The organism is Lacticaseibacillus mingshuiensis (assembly GCF_016861785.1).
GTDB lineage: Bacteria > Bacillota > Bacilli > Lactobacillales > Lactobacillaceae > Lacticaseibacillus > Lacticaseibacillus mingshuiensis.
The window spans coordinates 146868-165225 of the sequence record NZ_BOLS01000005.1 but is presented as its reverse complement, the minus strand read 5'-3'; the positions used below and the strand labels follow the sequence as shown (position 1 = coordinate 165225).

Below are 18358 nucleotides of genomic sequence, written 5' to 3'. Positions count from 1 at the left end.
GTTATCTTGCACCATGTGAAGCATGCTTGGGACACAGAAGAAGGGCAATTCATCACGTCCTTGAAAGAACGTGTTTCATTGCCCTAATTCAAAAAAGCCAGGGCAATTTGCCCCAGCTTCATCGCTACCGAGCTGTTTGCGAGACCATCACAGAACAACTCGTTTTTTGCGCTGTCAAAGCGAAGCTTACTTGGCTTCGTCTTTTGCCAGACGCTTGTAGAGATCAACGATTTCACCCGCCAGATCGCGGAAGGTGATGCTGGTCATCAAGTGGTCCTGGGAGTGCACCGTGAGCAAGGTGACAGTGGCATGCTCGCCGTTTGCTTCTGCGGTCAGCATCTTGGTCTGCGAGTTATGCGCGTCAACTAAGAAACTGTCTGCTTCCTTGAGCTTGCTGTCTGCCAGGTCAAAATCACCAGTTTTAGCAGCTGCGATCGCCTCAAATGCGGAGCTCTTCGCGTTGCCACCATTGATGATGAGGCCCATGATTGCTTCCATGTTTTGGTCTTGTTCTTCTTCAGCCATTGTTCTCTCCATTCACTGCGTTTAAAATGACGATGCGATTACTTTTGGAAACTGTCGATCGACGTGAGGGCTTCCTTGAGCACCTTTTCGCCGTTCATCATGCCGTAGTCCTGCATGTTGATGACTTCGACAGGAATATCAGAGACCTGAGCTTTGAACTGGTTCAGCATGTAACGAACCTGGGGTCCAAGCATTAAGATGTCTGGGTTCTTTTCCTTAAGCATGTGAGGAGCATCGGATGAAGCGGTTGCAAAAATATCTGCATCAACGCCTTCAGCCTGAGCTGCCTTTTGCATCTTCGCAACGAGCAGTGAAGTGGACATCCCAGCACTGCATACCAACATAATGGTCTTGTCAGCCATAACGTATCTCTCCCTTGATTTAAGCGTAAATTTTTGCGGTATTACTTAAACCGCTTTCAACACAATGCTATAATAATACGTGGGAACAAATTTTACAAGTACTTACCATTTAATTTTTTGGAGGCCTGTCATGTATCACGAAATCGCAGAAGATCTGATTCGCGCCATCGAGGCCGGCACATTTCACGATAAATTGCCGACCGAACAGCAACTGATGAAACAATACGCCGTCAGCCGCAACACGATTAGGCGCGCGATCGACGTCGTTTACCAACGTGGCCTTCTTCGCCGGGTGCAGGGGTCGGGCTATTTCATCAACCAAACGCAATTGGAAAATAAAGCCACGCTCAACTTGTCCTTCGGCGTGGGGAAAAAATTGCTGGCAGGTGGTATTTTGACCAGTAAAGTCGTCACCTTCGACCGCGTCAAAGCCGGTGAGATCGACCTGGCCAGCCGCCTGCGCATCGACGCGGACCTCGATCTGTACCGAATCTTCCGGCTCCGCTACTTGAACGCGCAGCTCTATTGCTATGAACAGGCGTATTACATGCGGGACGTCATCCCGTTTCTTTCCACCGACAGCATCAACTCCTCGATCTTGGATTTCGTGCGCGATACATACGATATTGAGATCTCATCGAGTGAGAACTTCATTTCCCAGGTCTCGCTTGAGCCGGATCAGGCCGAGCTGCTTCACGCGCCGGTCGGGACGCTAAAGATGATGCTCGAGCAGGTCAGCTACTCGAAAAACAATGTGCCGTTCAATTTCTCGCGGACGATCTATGACTACCCGGGGCTGAACTTCTACTTCCACTCGGCGCACCTCGCCTCAAACTAGCGGCTATGCTTCTATCATCTCAGGTTGGGAGTGGTCTGCGCAATCTAAGCGGCGATGTTGAAAAAACGCCCGGGTGGGCTCCGGCCAGAAATCGGCTGGTGACCGGAGTAGAGCGGACAAGCAACTTTGAGCCCGCAAAGGTCGCGGTCTCAAAGCTCACTTTCGGCGTAAGCGGCACAGCCGCTAACGCCGACGAGGGGGCTGAGCCGTTTCTGGCCGGAGCCCACCCTCATATCCAACTTTGAATTTACTCAGGGCAAACTTGTCCCTCGCGTGTATCCACATGCCACTGTACGAGGCACAGCCCCCCGCTTTTCAGAGCAAGGCAAGATGAAAGAGCAGCTCTAGATAGGTTATCCTGAATATCATTGCAGATTTACCGCCTCGTTCTTTCCTCTTCTCCACTTCTGCTAGAAGTCCCCGTCGACTCCACAAAAAAAGGCCGATCCAGCCGTCTCACTCGGCTAGATCGGTCTCTTTTGTTCCTGTTACCGATGCAACGTCCCCAGGCGGGCGTCACGCCGCTTGGTTAGAGCTTTGGTTCGGGTCAGGGCGTCTGTTCAGCGGCCCTCGTTTGTCAGATTGGTCCTGGCCGTTTGACCGCACTTAATACGGCCTTGATGAAGGGATTTTTTTAGATCTCCCAAATCGTTGTTTTCCAACTCGTTAGGGGGACGTGATCGGCGTCCCAGCCCGCAGTGGTGCCGGGCTTTTCCGGAAGTACTTGTTCATTTGCCTGGTGTACCCAGGGTGACTAGGCAGGTTGGCCTTCCCAGTGACGGTCGCCGTCTTGCTGCGAGTCCGATTTTTTGGTGCCGCGGTGGGCTCCGGAAGAATCACCGCGCGTCGTCTCGTCCAAGACACGGGGTGTTGCAACAAACTGCGCCATTTTCCGGCCACCTTGCAGCACCCATTCTTAAGATGCCAAAAGTATAGACCTGAAAGCGCTTACTGTCAACAATTTTTCCACAATTATTTTGTGCACGTCCAGTTGTGAAAAACGCCACACTAGCACGACTCACCGGCGTTTTATCGGGCCCCGTTTTCCCAGCCAACTGCCCTCAGTTAGACCCCACTTTGTGCAGCTGCGAACGTCGCTTGAAGTTCCGCGTTCAGGGCAGTGAGCGCGGCCGGATCAATTTTGCAGACGGCGCGATCGAAGGTCCAAAGGCCGTTGATCTCATCCTCGACGTCGCTGACCTGCGTGTAGATCGCGACGGCCAGGCCCCGCGGGATATTGGCGCGCACGTGACTGTGATAGAGCTTGGTCAAGGCCGCCAGCAATGCCGCCGGATCCGCAAACGACTTATACCCGAATGCCCGATCGACCTGAATGTGGTCTGACACCGCCAGCGCGTACCCGCCAAATTCGGTGAGTGCCTGAATGCGCGCACCCGCGTTTTTCACCAGGCGAAACGGCTTGTAGTAACTGTGGTGGCTGCGAAAATCGCCGCCGCCTTGATCGTACCAACCAGAGGCTTGATCCACCAGGCGCGTCGGATCGCGCCGAACCACCTCTGCCGCGATCTCATTGGCGGAAAATTGCCCCCAACCTTCATTGAATGGGACCCAGGTGCAAATGCTGACGGTATTTTTCAACAGAGCGAGCGTGCGCTGGGCGTCGCGCAAGTAAACCGCCCGGCTGCGCGCATCCCCGCGGCCCAGCAGCGCCGGCTCCTTATCCGAAAAACGGGCGCCGACGAATGGCAAAATGCGAATCAGCCAATCGTTATACGGGCCGCCGCCGGAAACAAAGTCCTGCCAGACTAACAGGCCCAACCGGTCGCAGTGGTAATACCAGCGCAGCGGCTCGATCTTGATGTGCTTGCGCAGCATGTTGAAGCCCATTTCCTTGATCGCGGTGAGCTCGCGGACCACCGCGGCGTCGGATGGCGGCGTGTACAGGCCATCCGCCCAGTAGCCCTGATCGAGCAGGCCGGATTGGAAAATTGGCTGGCCATTCAGCAAAAACGCCGGCCGCCCCGCCGCATCCAACCCGCGGGCAAAACTGCGCAGGCCAAAATAGCTTTGCGCCTGATCGTCATCGGCCGTGATCACCAGATCGTACAAAAATGGGGCCACCGGGGTCCATAGATGCGGCCGAGGGAGCGACAAGGTCACGCGGCCGCTTGCCGGGTCGATCGGCGCGCCGGCAACCGGTTCCCCATCGGCCAGCACCTGCACGGTCAGCGCAGACGCCGGCCGATTTGTCGTCAGGGCAACGGTCACCGCCCCGGCGGCCACATCCGGCGTGATCGTCAGATCGGTCAAATAGGTCGCCGGCACCACCTCCAGCCAGACCGTTTGCCAAATTCCGCTTTGCGGCGTGTACCACATGCCGCCGTGCGCCAATTTTTGCTTGCCGTATGCTTCAAAGCCTTGGTCGCTGTGATCCTGCACGGCAACGATCAACTCGACGTCGCGCGGCGCGGCCCCGCCTGCGACTTCCACTGTAAACGGCCAGTAGCCGCCTCGGTGCGTCGCGCGTAATTGCCGATCCACGAAGACCCGGCAGAATTGATCCACCGCCCCGAAATGCAGCAACACATGCGCGCCTGGCTCGACGGCGGGCACCGTCAGCGTTCGCTTGTACCACAGGGTCTGAGTCGGCGAGACTGGCCGCTGCACCCCCGAGGCCTTGGTCTCCGGCGAATACGGTACCAGAATCAGACCGTCGTATTGCGTCGGTTCCTGCGCCGTCTCGGTGATCGCGTATTGCCACCAGCCGTTGAGATTTTGCCAAGTCGGCCGCTGAAGCTGGGGCCGCGGGTAGTCATCAAGCGGCAAGGTCTGTTTATTCCGATTTTTGTTTTCCATGTCCCCGCCTCCAGGTTGCGCTAAAGCGTCACGTCGGCCACGATGCGACTGGTCTTGAATGGAAAATGGCTCTCAGAATACTCGAAGGGCTCGCCGCTATCGGTATACGCGACTTGCTTGATCACGAGCACCGGCTCGCCGATGCGCTTGGCCACGCCGGCCGTGACATCCGGCATCCCCGCCTCGATCGCAAACACCTGGCGATGCGCCCCGGCGATCTCGATCTCCGCCACGTCGCGCAGATAGCTATACAGCGAGCCCAGCAGCACCTGCTCCGTCAGGGTCGCGATCTTGGTCGGCATGATCGTATGTTCATAGGCGTACACCTTTTTATCCAGATAGCGCACCCGGCGAATGTCGTAGACCGGTGTGCCGCTGTCGATCAGGAGATTTTCCTCCTCATCCGGCGCAGGCAGGCGCGCCTCCAGCCCCAGCACAAGGCTTGAGACTTGGCGGTCCTGGTAGGTAAAAGTGGTGCCCAGGGGCGCTTCGATACTGGCGGCTTGGCGGGCGGCATTGGGGTTGTAGTCCTTACGCAAAAACGTGCCGGCGCCGCGTTTTGTGTAGACGACCCCTTCGATGATCAGGCTTTGAATCGCCTTGCGAATGGTGATGCGGGTCGTGTCGAATTGCTTGGCCAGCGTTTCTTGATCCGGCAACTGGGCGCCTGGGGCATAGGTGCCGTCGGTGAAAAGCGCCTGCAGTTTTTCTGCGATCTCTTGATATTTATACATATGTATCTCCTTCTAAGGGCGCCATGAATGGCGGTGGCGCCTGATTTTCCACGCGTCACCTATGGGCGTGAGCGAATGCTGGCGAGTATCTGTCAGTCATAGTCTATGCCTTCGCTTTGCATTTCGCCACAAAATAGTATATACATTTATTTGAAAGCGTGTTTACAGCGGTCGCGGGAGGCCGTTATAATGAGGACAGCACACAATTGAAGGGAGTCCAACAAATGGGACAAGCATTGCCAAAAGGGTTTCTCTGGGGGAATTCGACCTCCAGCATGCAGACAGAAGGCGGCTGGAACGAAGGCGGTAAGGGCAAGTCGGTCTATGACGTGCGCCCGGCCACGGAAAATTCGAGCGATTGGAAAGTCGCGATCGATGAATACCATGATTTCGATGAAGACTTCGATCTGATGGCGGCCGCGGGCATGAACTGCTATCGATTCCAGATCTCCTGGAGTCGCGTCTGCCCGACTGGCGACGGCGATTTCAATGAGGAAGGCATCGCGTTTTACGACCGCCTGATCGATGGCCTGCTCGCGCGCCACATCACCCCGATGATCTGCCTGTATCATTTCGATATGCCGCTGGCGCTGGCGGAAAAAGAGAACGGCTTTTTGAGTCGGCATGTGACCAACGCCTTCATTCGCTTTGGCAAGGAAATGGTCGACCGCTTTGCCGATAAGGTGCCATACTGGATCGTTTTCAACGAGCAAAACCTTTATTCAACGACTTACGCCAAGCATTATGCCGGCGTGCTTGAAGGCGGCGACACGGATCAGGAGATCTTCACCATCGCCCATCACGTGATGATCGCGCATGTGGAGATCGCCAATTACCTGCACGCCCATTCATCGGCCCAGATCGGCGGGATGCTGGCGTATGAGGAATGCTACCCGGCGACAAACAATCCGGAAGACATTTTGTTCGCGCGCCAGATCAACGAATTCTTCAACCGCAACCTGCTAGACGTTTACGCCCATGGCCGCTACTCCAATGAAGTGTTGACCTTCATCAAGAACCACGACATCGACATGGACTTCACGGCTGCCGACCAAGCGCAATTCGACCAGGTGAAAACAGACTTCATTGCGTTTTCCTATTACCGCAGCGATTCCATCGACTCGACGAAGGTTCCGGTGGGCACGGTGCCGACGCGCTACCTCGATTATGGCGGCGTGCCGAACAAGTACACGCGCTACAACGAATGGGGCTGGAACGTCGATCCGCTGGGCTTCCGCGACATTTTGAGCAAGGTCTACAACGAATACGGCATTCCAATGTTCCCAATCGAAAATGGCATCGGCGTCCGCGAAAACTTTCAGGGTAAAGAGATTCAGGATGACTATCGCATTCAGTATCATCGCGTCCATCTTGAAGCGCTGCGCGACGCGGTTCAGCAGGATGGCGTCAAGGTGCTCGGGTATCTCGGCTGGGGCCTCATCGACATTCCAAGCTCGGGCGGCAATTTCGACAAACGCTACGGCATGGTCTACGTGAACCGCACCAACCACGACCTGCTGGACATGAAGCGCGTGCCGAAGAAGTCGTACGGCTGGTTCAAGCACGTCATTGAAAGCAACGGGGCCGATCTGGACTAATTTTAGAAACGGACAAAAAAAGCGTTGGGCCTAGGCTCAGCGCTTTTTGGTTGGCTTCTGGTTGCCGGCAGTGGCCACCGTCCGCCACCGTTTTTTCCTCAGACCGTCGCCAGCGCCGCCTCGAGCATCGGCGTGTAATAGCGCTGGTAGCCGAGCTTGTTCAGGTGCGTGCCGTCCCCGCCATGAAAGACGGGCCGCCCGTTGTAGGAAAATTGATCCGCCATCGCCGGCAGACAGGTGTTGATCGTGCCGGCGCGATACACGTCGACGACCGGAAATGCCCATTTGGCGCACAGCAAGGTCGCCAGCGCGTGAGCCTGGTCCTGAAGCGGTTGCGGGATGTTCGGCATGTGGTGGACGCTCACGTACAAAATGGGCACCGCCGGATATTTTTGGCGCATGGTCCAGCAGGCATGCTCGAACGCCCCGGCGAAGGTGTCCCGGTCAAAATCGGCGTCCGCATAGCCCAGCGCCGGTGCCCCGATCGCGCGCAACTGGCCGATGTAGCTCATACAATCATTGACGAGGCCATCGAAAATGATCAGATTTGGCTGTTCGCTCGGCGCGCCTTGAACCTGCGCTGCGATGTCCGGCACCTGATTGTCGCTTGGCCAGGTGTGATCGGTCGGCTTGGTCGGCACCACAGTCGCCCCATTTTGCGCAAAATTTTGCCAGGCCAGCTGATGGCGGGCGGCCAGATCATCGAGTAGCCCGTAATTCAGTTCGTGCCCGGCGATCAGGGAGTCGCCAAAGCTATACAGCATTTTGCCAGTCAGATTCATGAAGATGCCTCCAAAACAGTTTGCTTTGGGTTATCGTACCACGAATGCGGGTGGGGCGAGGGGGAAAATAGGCGGGTCCAGCAAAAACAGCAGCACACCCCACCCCAGGGCGCACTGCTGTTTTTTGATTCCACGTGACCCTACGCCTTGACGCTTGCCGTGACCTGATCCGCGTCGCGCCGCCCAGTCCGGGCCCGCAGCGCGTAAAGAATGGTGACGGTGTCGACGACTTCCTGCAACAGCGCGCCGATCATCGCCGGAATGATGCCGGTGCTCGCGATCAGCATCAGCCCCGTACAGATCGCGATGCCGATCAAAACAGCTTCGCGGGCGATGCGCATCGTGTCCTGCGCAATGATCATGGCAGACGCGACCTTCGTCAAGTCGTCGCGCAGCACTACCGCATCGGCGCTTTCGCTGGCGGCCGTGGCCCCATGCGCGCCCATGGCGATGCCGACATCGGCAATGGCCAAGGAAGGCGCATCATTCACCCCGTCGCCGACCATCACCGCTGGCCGGCCGTGACGATCGATTTTTTCCAAAACAGCGATCTTATCAGCCGGCAACTGCTCGGCGTAGACCGTGTCCAGCCCCACCTGCGCCGCCACGTCATCGGCGATCGCCTGGCTATCGCCGGAGATCATCATTGTGTCGGCCACGCCCAGCTGGTGCAGCGCGGCAATCGTTTCCTTTGCTTCGGGCCGCACAATGTCGGTGAATGTGATGTACCCGGCGTATTGGCCATCGACGCCGACATAAACGGCGGTATCATTCGCGTCTTCCGTGGCCCCGGCGAACGCGCGCTTGCCAACAACAAGCTGATGCCCGTCCACCACGGCGCGCACGCCACTGCCAGTCACCTCTTCCACATCACTGGCCGGCCGCAGCTTGGTCGCCCCGAGATGCGAGACGAGCGAACGCGCCAGAATGTGGGTACTTTGCTGCTCGGCGCTGGCCGTCAGCGTCATCAATTCTTCCTTGGAAAAATCGGCAGTGGGCTCGATCCGTGCCACGTCCAAAACGCCTTGTGTGATCGTGCCTGTTTTATCAAACGCAACCGTCTTAGCGATGGCCAATTTTTCCAGCGCCGTGCCGGATTTCACAATGATCCCGGCGCGACTGGTGCGGCTCATCCCCGACACCATGGCCACCGGCGCCGCCAAGATCAGCGGGCACGGCGACGCCACGACCAGCACCTCCGCAAAGCGGACCGGATCGCCGGCCAGCGCCCACGCCACCCCGGCGATAATATAGGCGACGATCGTGAAAGGCAGCGCATAGCGGTCCGCCATTCGAACGAAATGCGCGGGCTTGGCTTCACTTTCCTGGACCAACTTGACGATTCCCTGGTACTGACTATCCGCCGCACGCTTCGTGACTTGCACGGTCAGCGCCGCGTCGCCATTGACCGTCCCCGACATCAGATCATCGCCAACGGTTTTGGCCACCGGCCGCGATTCGCCCGTCAAGCTGGCCTCATCGACCATGCTATCGCCATCCGTGATCACCCCATCGACCGGCACGAGCTCGCCCGGCTTGACCACGATCGCCTCACCGACCTGGACCGCGTCGACATCGACTTCCTCGACGCGCCCATCGACCAGGCGATTGGCGGTTGTCGGCGTGTTATCCAGCAAACTCTTCAGATCCGAGTTCGCCTTGCGCGCCGCAAAATCCTCCAGCGCATCCCCACCGGTGAGCATCAACAAGACGATCATCGATGCCCAGTATTCGCCCACGGCCAGCGTGGCCACGACCGCTGTGATTGCCAGCAGATCCACACCAAACGAGCCACTGCGCAGCGTTTTGATCATGTCGATCAGCATCAAAAGCGCGATGAGCGAGCCTAAAATGGTGATGACGCCCTGTGCCCAAAGCGCCTGCCCCAATCCAAACTCACAGATCAGGGCCACCACCCCTACTGCTAACACTGCCCAAAGCCGTCGATACTCACGCATGTTCATGTCCCCCTTGTGTACTTTGTAACTTCTAATTAATTATAACCATTCCAATCTGAAAAGTCTAGGACAAGTTCGTCGTTTCACGTGAAACCCCCGGAGATGGCGCGGATTTTTTGCGAAAAGTGCAGCAAAAAGGACACGCGGCTGCGTGTCCTAAAATTGATCTATCGAGGCTGGTGGGCAAGCTGAAGATGACCATTAGCGCTCGGCTCCGCACCCTTTTCTCAGTTGGGCTTCGGTGCGCATGTTCGAGGCATCCAGGTACGCCAGTCACTCGGGGCTAAGAACGCCCCAAGCGCCAGGCTAGCCTGGCTGCTCGACCATCCCGCGCACCGCCGCACCCTTTAATTATGGTGCCGGGTCCTCGCCTCTGCCTTGACGACTTGCGGGGTCGGGCCTTCTTCCACCAGTGTCTGCAGGCGGCCGAACAACATCAAGAGCCACCCAAACGCCACGGCAAAAGCCTGCACCTCAAACGCCGTCAGCGACGGATACCCAAACAGCCGGAAGCCGAAGTTGAGAATCAGCAGGAAGATGCCTGCCCCATACGATAACCACAGGAACTCTTTTGTCACACCAGGCAACAGCCAGCGCAGTCCAATGATCAAAAAGACGATCAGAAACACGAGCATCCCCGACACGGAATCATGCAGCCAGTGAAGCCATGGTGTATCCGTGAAGTTCGGGAATGCGCCGACTGCGCCGAGATCCACCGCCGTCAACGTCAGCATGACCCGCAGTAAGCTCAACTGCCACGTCCGCGCCATCACTTCCTGCAACGAGACAAACAGATAATCGATCAAAGCGACCATGATCAACGCTGACAAGATCAGCGTGAAATTGAACTGCCAACTGTTGGCCGCTTCCGGCGATCCCAGAAAACTGAGGTTCCGCTGCCACCAGTGGCGTTGCCCATTGGAGGCCATCGAGATCACCACTCCGCCGATGATGACCGTGGTCAACAGCGTTGTGAGAATCCGCCCATTGATGCGAAACGCCGCAGCGACCATGAACGCATTGACGAAAAAGTCGAAGATCACCAAGATCAGCATCGACGTGAACCGGTCAAACGCCGCCGTGGGAAAAAGCTCCCCCAGCACCCAGAAGATCCCGATCAACGCGAGCCCCAAGATCAGCACCAGTGACAACGTGATCGTGGGAAAATTTCGCCAATAGATTTTGCTAGAGAATCGGTTCGCATTATCGTTGCGGGACTTGATGAAAAAGCCAATAAATAAAAGCGACCCAGAGATCAACCCCAAAATGATCGTCAGCGAGGCCACCGAGTTGTCCCCGGCCAGCGGCATCAACCCGAGATGTTGCACCGAGGCATACACCATCGCCACGATTCCCATCACAAGCGCGACCGCCAGCGGCCAAATGATCAAATACCGCTGCCGAAGCGGCGACACCACCCCACTCGTGTAACTCAGCGTGTTGCCCCGCACCTTCAGCTGCAATTCGTCCCCCGGATGAATCGCAAGCTGACTCGCCACCGCATCCGGCACCTCGACCATGATCTTCTTATGTGAACCACTCTGTGCCATCCCACTTCTCCTCTGCTAAACTCTCAACTATTATAGCAATCTCGCCGGCCAAAACCCGCGACAAGGGAAAAATAGTCACAAGAACCGGGCAACACCGCACAATAAACTTGGCTGGTCGGTCTCATCCAACCACAAAAAAGAGGCAACAAGGGCGTTGGACTCAGGGTTTGAGCGTCCGCATCTGTGCAATCAAAAATTTTCCTTCTATATAAAGAGACGTCCACGCAACCAACCCGTCCGCCGCGCCTGGCCAAGGTGAGACGCAGCACGAGAGCAGACCGGGGGCAGAACAGTCAGGACGCCGCCTCACAGCATCAGCGAGCACCCACAGACAAGGTCGCCCGCCAACCCCACACTGCCAAACGGCGACTCGCCGCAATCGACTCAACTGCTACACGCACTTGAAGTCACCGCAGCAAGCACACAGCTTGAGCGCTGGATCTAAGGGTGGGCGCCGGCCAGAAACGGCTCAGCCCCCTCGTCGGTGTTAGCGGCTCTGCCGCTTACACCGAAAGTGAGCTTTAAGACGGCGAATTGCGCGGGCTTAAAGTCACTTGGGAGCGTTCCAGCCAGTTTCTGGCCGGCGCCCACCCGGGAGCCAACACAATATAAAAAAATAGCATCACGCCAGAAGCGGTGGATGCTATTTCAAAGAAAGCAGTTTAGTCGTTTGCGTGCGCCGCTTGGGCGGCATGCTGGTAGCCGGCGACCTCGTCGGTGGCGGCGTAGATGAAGTGCCCGGGGAAGACCTCGGTCATGCTTCGGGCCTTGTCATCGCCCTCGGCTTGGCTGGCATCATACGGCACCAGCACGCGCCGGCGCTCCGTGTCCGGATCCGGCTCCGGAATCGCGGACAGCAGGCTTTGCGTGTACGGATGAAGCGGGTGCGTGTACACCTCATCAGAAGACGCAAGCTCCACCAGCCGGCCATTGTGCATGACGGCGATTCGGTCGGAAATATATTTGACCATCGACAAGTCATGCGCAATGAACAGATACGTCAGGCCATTTTTATCCTGAATATCCTTCATCAAGTTGACCACCTGCGCCTGAATCGACACATCCAGCGCCGAGATCGGCTCGTCGGCGATGATGAATTCCGGCTCCACGGCCAGGGCGCGGGCGATGCCGATCCGCTGACGCTGGCCCCCGGAAAATTCATGCGGGTAACGGGTGGCGTGATCGGGGTTCAACCCGACTTCTTCCAGCAAGGCGGCGACGCGGTCATCGCGCTCTTTTTCCGTCTTGACCAAATGGTGAATATCCAGGCCCTCTGCGATGATATCCTTGACCTTCATGCGGGGATTGAGGCTCGCATACGGATCCTGGAAGATCATTTGCATTTGGCGCCGGAATTGATGCATGGCCTTGCTGCCGTTTTTCAGCTTGGCAATGTCTTCTCCTTCGAACTTCACGGTGCCGGAAGTCGGGTCGTACAGGCGAATGATCGAGCGGCCGGTCGTGGTTTTCCCCGACCCGGATTCACCCACCAGCCCCAGCGTCTCGCCGCGATAGATGTCAAAGGAGATGTCCTGAATGGCGCGGACCTCATCTTTTTTCCCGGCGTTGAAGGTCTGCACGAGATCGCGAACTTCGACTAATTTTTCACGCGTGTCTTCGCTCATTTGGCGGCCTCCTGACTTGGGTGTTTCTGCGCCCATATTTTGCGCCGGCGCACGATCTCCGGCGGCAGTTCAACGGTCGGCGCACCGGGCGCCAGCAGCCACGTCGCCGCAAAGTGGGTCTTGGATACTTGGAAAAATGGCGGCTCCTGCTCGGTATCGATCTTCATCGCATAGCGATTTCGCGGCGCAAACGCATCTCCCTTGGGCGGGTCGAGCAGATCGGGCGGCGTGCCCGGAATGGCGTAGAGGCGGTCGCGTTTGGTCTCAAGCGTCGGCATCGCCTCCAGCAGGCCCCACGTGTAGGGATGCTGCGGGTTGTAAAAGACTTCATCGACATCGCCGGACTCGATGATCTTGCCGGCGTACATGACGGCGACGCGATCTGCGATGCCAGCCACGACGCCCAGGTCATGGGTGATGAAAATGATTGCCGTGTCGATCTTATGCTGGATCTCTTGAAGCAGGTGAATAATCTGCGCCTGAATGGTTACGTCCAGCGCGGTGGTCGGCTCGTCGGCGATCAGGACCTTGGGATGGTTGATGATCGCAATGGCGATGACAATGCGCTGGCGTTGGCCGCCAGAAAATTGATGCGGGTAATCCTTCAGCCGGCGCGCGGCATCATGGATTCCGACAAGCTCAAGCACTCGGACTGCCTCTTTCAGCGCGGCTTTTTGCGAGATCTTGGTGTGCAGGCGCAGCGGTTCTGCGACCTGTTTGCCGATGGTCATGGTCGGATCCAGCGACGTCATCGGATCCTGGAAGATCATCGCGACATCATTGCCGCGCATGGCGTTGAGCTCTTTTTCCGACTTTTTCAAAATGTCCTTGCCTTCGAGCTTGACCTCGCCCGCTTCGATCTTGGCGTTGGTCGCCAGCAAGCCCATCACCGTGCGCATGGTGACGGATTTGCCAGAGCCGGATTCCCCGACAATGGCCAGCGTCTCGCCTTTGTTCAGGTGAAACGAGACGTCGCGAATGGCATGGACCGGGCTGGCGAAGGTGTTGAAGTCGATGGTCAAATGATTGACCTCAAGAATTTTTTCCATTATGCCGCCCCTTTCTAATGAGATGACCGCGGATCAAACGCGTCGCGCAGGCCATCGCCGAGCAGGTTGAACGCCAGCATCAAGAGCACAATGACGATCGCCGGGAACACCAGCATGTAAGGCTGCGTCTGCAGGTTCTGCTGGGCGTCGGAAAGCAGCGTCCCCAGACTGGCTTGCGGCGACGGAATCCCGATGCCGATGTAGGACAGGAAAGCTTCAAAGAAGATCGCCGACGGAATGGTGAACATCGTCTGAATGATGATGGTGGAGCTCAGGTTCGGCACGAGATGCTTCAGCGCGATCTTCACCGAACTTTCCCCAAGCGTGCGGGCGGCCAGCACATACTCCTGGTCCTTGAGCTGCAAGGTCTGGGCGCGCACCAGCCGGGCCATGGTGACCCAGCCGGACAGCGCGATGGCCAAAATGATCGAGGTGAGGCCGGGCTTGAAGACCAGCAGCATCAAGATCACGACGACCAGGTTTGGCACGGAGGAGATGATCTCGATCACACGCTGCATCACAATATCGGTGCGGCCGCCGCGCCAGCCGGAAATAATGCCGTACACGACGCCGATCGACAGGTCAAAGAAGGTCGCGATGATTGCGATGATCAAGGACACCCGCGTCCCGGCCAGCAGCCGACTCAGCATGTCGCGGCCAAAGCCATCGGTGCCGATCAGAAAATAGACGCCATCTTTAATGCCATTTGCCTTGTAAACATCCACGCCGTTATTCCAGCCGTTGAGCCCTGGAATATTCAGGTTGCCCCATTTTGGCGGCAAATAGGAATACGTCAGGTTCTGGTGATTGGGATCGGCCGGGGACCAGAAAAACGAGCCGAATGCCAGCACCGCGATCACGACCAAGATCCAAAATGAGATGATCGCGGCTTTGTTTTGGCGCAGCCGGCGCATCGCGTCTTGGGTAAAGGTCAAAGCCGGCGCCGCGATACGCTCTTTTTCAGACTTGTCGACCTGAGCGGGTTCAAACGCGTCTTTTGGCAGCGAAGCCATGGCGGTCGCTGATTGATTTTTCGCATCTGCCATTTTAGTTTGCCTCCCCTGTCAGTCGAATTCGTGGATCAATGAAGCCATATAAGATGTCGACAATGAGAATGACCACCGTCAACATGAAGCAGTACATAATGGTCAGGCCCATGATGACGGGGTAGTCGTTGGTCGTGATCGACTTGACGAACTGCTCGCCGATGCCGGGAATCGCGAAAATATTTTCCACGACCATGGAGCCGGACATCAGATCGACCGCCATTGGCCCGATGATGGTGACGATCGGGATCATCGAGTTGCGCAGCGCATGCCAGGCCACCGCCTGCCACTTCGCATCGCCTTTGGACCGGGCGAGCTCGATGTAATCACTGTTCAGCACATCGACCATTTCCGTTCGCATGAAGCGCGCGGTGTTGGCCAAGGGCGCCATGGCCAGCGCGATCGTCGGCAAAACGCTTGAGGAAAAGCCATTTTCCCACAGCGCAACGGGGAACAGGCCCCATTTGTACGCGACGAAGAACTGGAGTAAGGCGGCAAACACAAAGCTTGGAATCGAGCGGCCGAGAATGGCGAAAATCGTGGCCACGGAATCGACCCACGTATTTTTCCTGATCGCCGCGATCGCGCCCAGCAAAATGCCGAGGATGGTGCCAACGACCATGGCCTGGGCGCCGAGTTGTAGTGACGGGCCGACCCGGGTGGCGATCAGCGTGGACACAGGCTCGCCGACATACTGATAGGACTGGCCAAAATCACCATGCGCAATGCCGACGATGTACTGGAAGAATTGGACCCACAGCGGCTTATCCAGCCCGTATTGCTTGTTCAACAGCGCGATCTGGTCATGCGTGAGCTTCGGATTATTGAACGGCGTCCCTGGCAGGAGCTTCATCAGAAAGAAGGTGATGCTCGCCACGAGAAACAGCGTCAAGATCAGGTACGCGATCCGCTTGAGAATGTATTTGATCATATGAGGTCTCCTTTGAACTCAAACAATGCCGCCACCCTGTACCGATGACGGCATTGCCCGCTGCCGCGCCTTACTTGATGCTGGCGCCGACGTAGTTATAAAAGCCGTTCGGGCCGAACTTGAGGTCCTTGATCTTGGAGTTGACCAGGTGAGAAGCCACTTGCTGGTAAACTGGGATCACGCCAGCTTCAGACGTAAGAATCTCTTGTGCCTTGAGCAAGGTCGCCCAACGCTTGGTGGCGTCTGTGGCATACGTGGTCTTGCTTTCTTGGATCAGCTTGTCGTATTGCGCGTTGCTCCACTTGCCATCGTTATAAGCATTGCCAGAGGTGAACAGATCCAGGAAGGTGATCGGGTCTGGGAAGTCCGCGGACCAGCCGGAAACAACCATGTCGAACTGTCCATTTTGGCTCCGAGTCAACCGGGTCTTGAATGGCACGGTGGTGATGGAGACCTTCAGCCCATCCAGGGTCTGCAATGCACTTTGCAGGTACTGCGAGGTGGACTTGGCGGCGCTGGTATCATCAGACAGCAGGGAAACAGAGATCGAGGAGTTACCAGTTTCTTTCAGCCCTTCGGCAAAAAGCTTCTCTGCTTCCTTCTTGTTGTACGTGGTGTATTGCTTCGTGGATTCAGCCGCTTCGTTGGCAAAATCCTTCGTGGTATCATCCGGATCGCCGGCGAGGCCTTCAGGGGTGACCCCGGTGGCTGGAATGGAGCCGTCGTTCAAGACTTTGGAGATGTACTGCTGACGATTGAGAATCATGGAGATCGCCTGGCGGATCTTGGTGTTCTTGAAGAAGCTGTCCTTCTTTTCGTTCATTTCAAGATAGAACACAGCGGATTGCTTCAGCGCACTGTAATCCTTGTTGGACTTGGCCTGCGCCGCCTGCTGACCAGACAGTGAGGCATCATCGAGCTTGCCAGTGTTGTAAAGGTTCAAAGCCGTTGCGCTATCCTTAACGACTTTCGTTTGCAGGGTCTTGATGTGCACGTTCTTGGCATTCCAATACTTCGGGTTCTTGACCGAGGTCCAGGAATCGCTGGTCCCGTTCCAGTCCTTCAGGATGTAAGGGCCGTTGGAAAGGATGTACTTGCTGCTGTGGCCATACTTGCTCCCGGCTTTTTCAACAAAAGCCTGGCTCTGCGGCGCAAAGGTCGGGCTGGCGAGCATCGTGTTGAAATAAGGCATCGCGCGTTCAAGGGTGACAACCAAGGTGTCATCGCCTTCCGCCTTCACGCCCAGCGTACTGGCCTTGGCTTTGCCGGCCATGATCGCATCGGCATTCTTGATGCCAGAGAACAGGTAGGCGTACTGAGACTTCGTGGCCGGATCAACGGTGCGCTGCCAGCTATAAACAAAATCCTTCGCGGTGACGGCGGTGCCGTTCGACCAGGTCGACTTGCGCAGATGATACGTGTAAGTCAGGCCGTTGTTGGTCGCTTCCGGAACAGAGGTCGCCAGCGCTGGCTGAAGATCCGCGCCGCTATAACGAAGCAGACCTTCTGTCGTGTTGCTCAATGCCTGCCCGGAAATGATATCCGTGCTCATGGATGGATCCATGGTGGAAATGACATCCCCGACCATCGTGGTCCATGTGGAATCGCTCGCGGACTTGGTGGTCGCTTTGCTACTATTACCACCGCAAGCGGCCAAGACCGTTGCGAGTGTCAGGAGCATGGCGCCTGCCTTAAGACTCTTTTTGACTTTCATATTTGGTTCCCCCTCAAGAAATGCCGACAACTTATTTGTGATTGCGACTAGCGCACATTGGAAACAGATTAAATTCAAGCACTTTTTTCAATTCATTCTCATAAAGTGCCCACCGTTTTCACACATTCGTTATATTTTAAAAAAACGGCGGTGATCTTTCTGCTTATGGTATCGGCGCGGCGCAGATTCTTTAAATAAGTATTTTGTTCACTTCTGGCCGGACACTGCTTATTCTCATTTTCACCACAAAATGGACAAACACTCATTTTCCAGCATCTTCTTCGTTCATGCGCGGATGCTTTTTGAGGAAAAAGAAAAAGCCACCGGCGCGGGCCGGTGGCTTCTACTGATGACAGACAGATGTTTACAAATACTGTCCGCCGTTTGTCAGAAAGTTATTTTATTTTTACTCGATTCCGATCTGATGCGGGCTCTTTTCATCCGCTGTCAGCTTCGGCAAGGTGATGGTCAAGACACCATCTTCATAATGGGCCTTGATGTCCTGCTCCTTCACATTCGGCAGGCGGTAGCTGCGACTCATCGCGCCATAGTGCCGCTCGCTCATCAGAACATTGCCATCCTTATCCTCGTGATCGTTGAAGTCTGTCTTTTTCACACTGATGTTCAAGATTCCATCCTGGTAGTTCAACTTGATATCGTCCTTGGCGATGCCCGGAACATCAACATTGGCGACATAATTCTTTTCCGTCTCCTTGATGTCGGTCTTCAGGACCTGGTCAGAGGGCTGCATATTGCCGAAAAAGTGGCGCCCAAAATCATCAAAGAACGGGTCAAGCCAGTCATTGCGACGCATCATTTCATTAGCCAT

At 56.4% G+C, this 18358-nt stretch carries 15 protein-coding genes; 2 read left to right on the top strand and 13 right to left on the bottom strand.

The features are described from left to right. Positions 1 to 186: 186 nt before the first annotated feature. Positions 187 to 525, bottom strand: coding sequence for a PTS lactose/cellobiose transporter subunit IIA (locus tag JUE67_RS04740; RefSeq protein ID WP_125696292.1), 339 nt, complete (start codon positions 523 to 525; stop codon positions 187 to 189). A gap of 38 nt (positions 526 to 563) precedes the next feature. After that, positions 564 to 887 (bottom strand): PTS sugar transporter subunit IIB, encoded by a 324-nt coding sequence (locus tag JUE67_RS04735; protein WP_125696293.1) that lies wholly within the window; start codon positions 885 to 887, stop codon positions 564 to 566. Positions 888 to 1017: 130 nt separating this feature from the next. Between JUE67_RS04735 and JUE67_RS04730 the strand changes: the two genes are divergently transcribed. Beyond that, on the top strand, positions 1018 to 1725 hold the full coding sequence (locus tag JUE67_RS04730; RefSeq protein WP_203628378.1) for a GntR family transcriptional regulator: 708 nt from the start codon (positions 1018 to 1020) through the stop codon (positions 1723 to 1725). 1065 nt (positions 1726 to 2790) lie between these two features. On the opposite strand, the gene JUE67_RS04725 is transcribed toward JUE67_RS04730, so the two are convergent. Beyond that, positions 2791 to 4542 carry a glycoside hydrolase family 2 protein gene (locus JUE67_RS04725; RefSeq protein WP_203628379.1) on the bottom strand — a complete coding sequence of 584 codons (1752 nt, stop codon included), beginning with the start codon at positions 4540 to 4542 and terminating at the stop codon, positions 2791 to 2793. Positions 4543 to 4562: 20 nt separating this feature from the next. Continuing rightward, complete coding sequence (locus JUE67_RS04720; protein ID WP_125696296.1) at positions 4563 to 5276, bottom strand: GntR family transcriptional regulator; 714 nt, start codon at positions 5274 to 5276, stop codon at positions 4563 to 4565. Between the two features lie 224 nt (positions 5277 to 5500). On the opposite strand from JUE67_RS04720, the gene JUE67_RS04715 reads away from it, so the two are divergent. Further along, the gene (locus JUE67_RS04715) at positions 5501 to 6874 is read left to right on the top strand and encodes a glycoside hydrolase family 1 protein (protein WP_203628380.1); all 1374 of its coding nucleotides are present in this window, start codon (positions 5501 to 5503) and stop codon (positions 6872 to 6874) included. Between the two features lie 98 nt (positions 6875 to 6972). Here the strand turns inward: JUE67_RS04715 and JUE67_RS04710 are convergent, their stop codons facing one another. From JUE67_RS04710 to JUE67_RS04670, 9 genes are all read right to left on the bottom strand, one after another. After that, positions 6973 to 7656: an SGNH/GDSL hydrolase family protein gene (locus JUE67_RS04710; RefSeq protein ID WP_203628381.1), complete on the bottom strand. Its 684-nt coding sequence runs from the start codon at positions 7654 to 7656 to the stop codon at positions 6973 to 6975. Between the two features lie 140 nt (positions 7657 to 7796). Then, positions 7797 to 9614 carry a heavy metal translocating P-type ATPase gene (locus tag JUE67_RS04705; RefSeq protein WP_203628382.1) on the bottom strand — a complete coding sequence of 606 codons (1818 nt, stop codon included), beginning with the start codon at positions 9612 to 9614 and terminating at the stop codon, positions 7797 to 7799. Between the two features lie 347 nt (positions 9615 to 9961). Continuing rightward, on the bottom strand, positions 9962 to 11164 hold the full coding sequence (locus JUE67_RS04700; protein ID WP_203628383.1) for a hypothetical protein: 1203 nt from the start codon (positions 11162 to 11164) through the stop codon (positions 9962 to 9964). A 662-nt stretch (positions 11165 to 11826) separates the two neighbouring features. Beyond that, complete coding sequence (locus JUE67_RS04695; protein WP_203636991.1) at positions 11827 to 12789, bottom strand: ABC transporter ATP-binding protein; 963 nt, start codon at positions 12787 to 12789, stop codon at positions 11827 to 11829. Next, the gene (locus tag JUE67_RS04690) at positions 12786 to 13838 is read right to left on the bottom strand and encodes an ABC transporter ATP-binding protein (RefSeq protein ID WP_203628385.1); all 1053 of its coding nucleotides are present in this window, start codon (positions 13836 to 13838) and stop codon (positions 12786 to 12788) included. Before JUE67_RS04690 ends, JUE67_RS04695 begins: the two co-directional genes overlap by 4 nt. A gap of 14 nt (positions 13839 to 13852) precedes the next feature. After that, positions 13853 to 14851 carry an ABC transporter permease gene (locus JUE67_RS04685; RefSeq protein ID WP_203628393.1) on the bottom strand — a complete coding sequence of 333 codons (999 nt, stop codon included), beginning with the start codon at positions 14849 to 14851 and terminating at the stop codon, positions 13853 to 13855. 34 nt (positions 14852 to 14885) lie between these two features. Then, positions 14886 to 15815, bottom strand: coding sequence for an oligopeptide ABC transporter permease (gene opp3b, locus JUE67_RS04680; RefSeq protein WP_203628386.1), 930 nt, complete (start codon positions 15813 to 15815; stop codon positions 14886 to 14888). Between the two features lie 70 nt (positions 15816 to 15885). Continuing rightward, positions 15886 to 17529, bottom strand: coding sequence for a peptide ABC transporter substrate-binding protein (locus tag JUE67_RS04675; protein WP_203628387.1), 1644 nt, complete (start codon positions 17527 to 17529; stop codon positions 15886 to 15888). Positions 17530 to 17935: 406 nt separating this feature from the next. Next, complete coding sequence (locus JUE67_RS04670) at positions 17936 to 18358, bottom strand: Hsp20/alpha crystallin family protein (RefSeq protein ID WP_203628388.1); 423 nt, start codon at positions 18356 to 18358, stop codon at positions 17936 to 17938.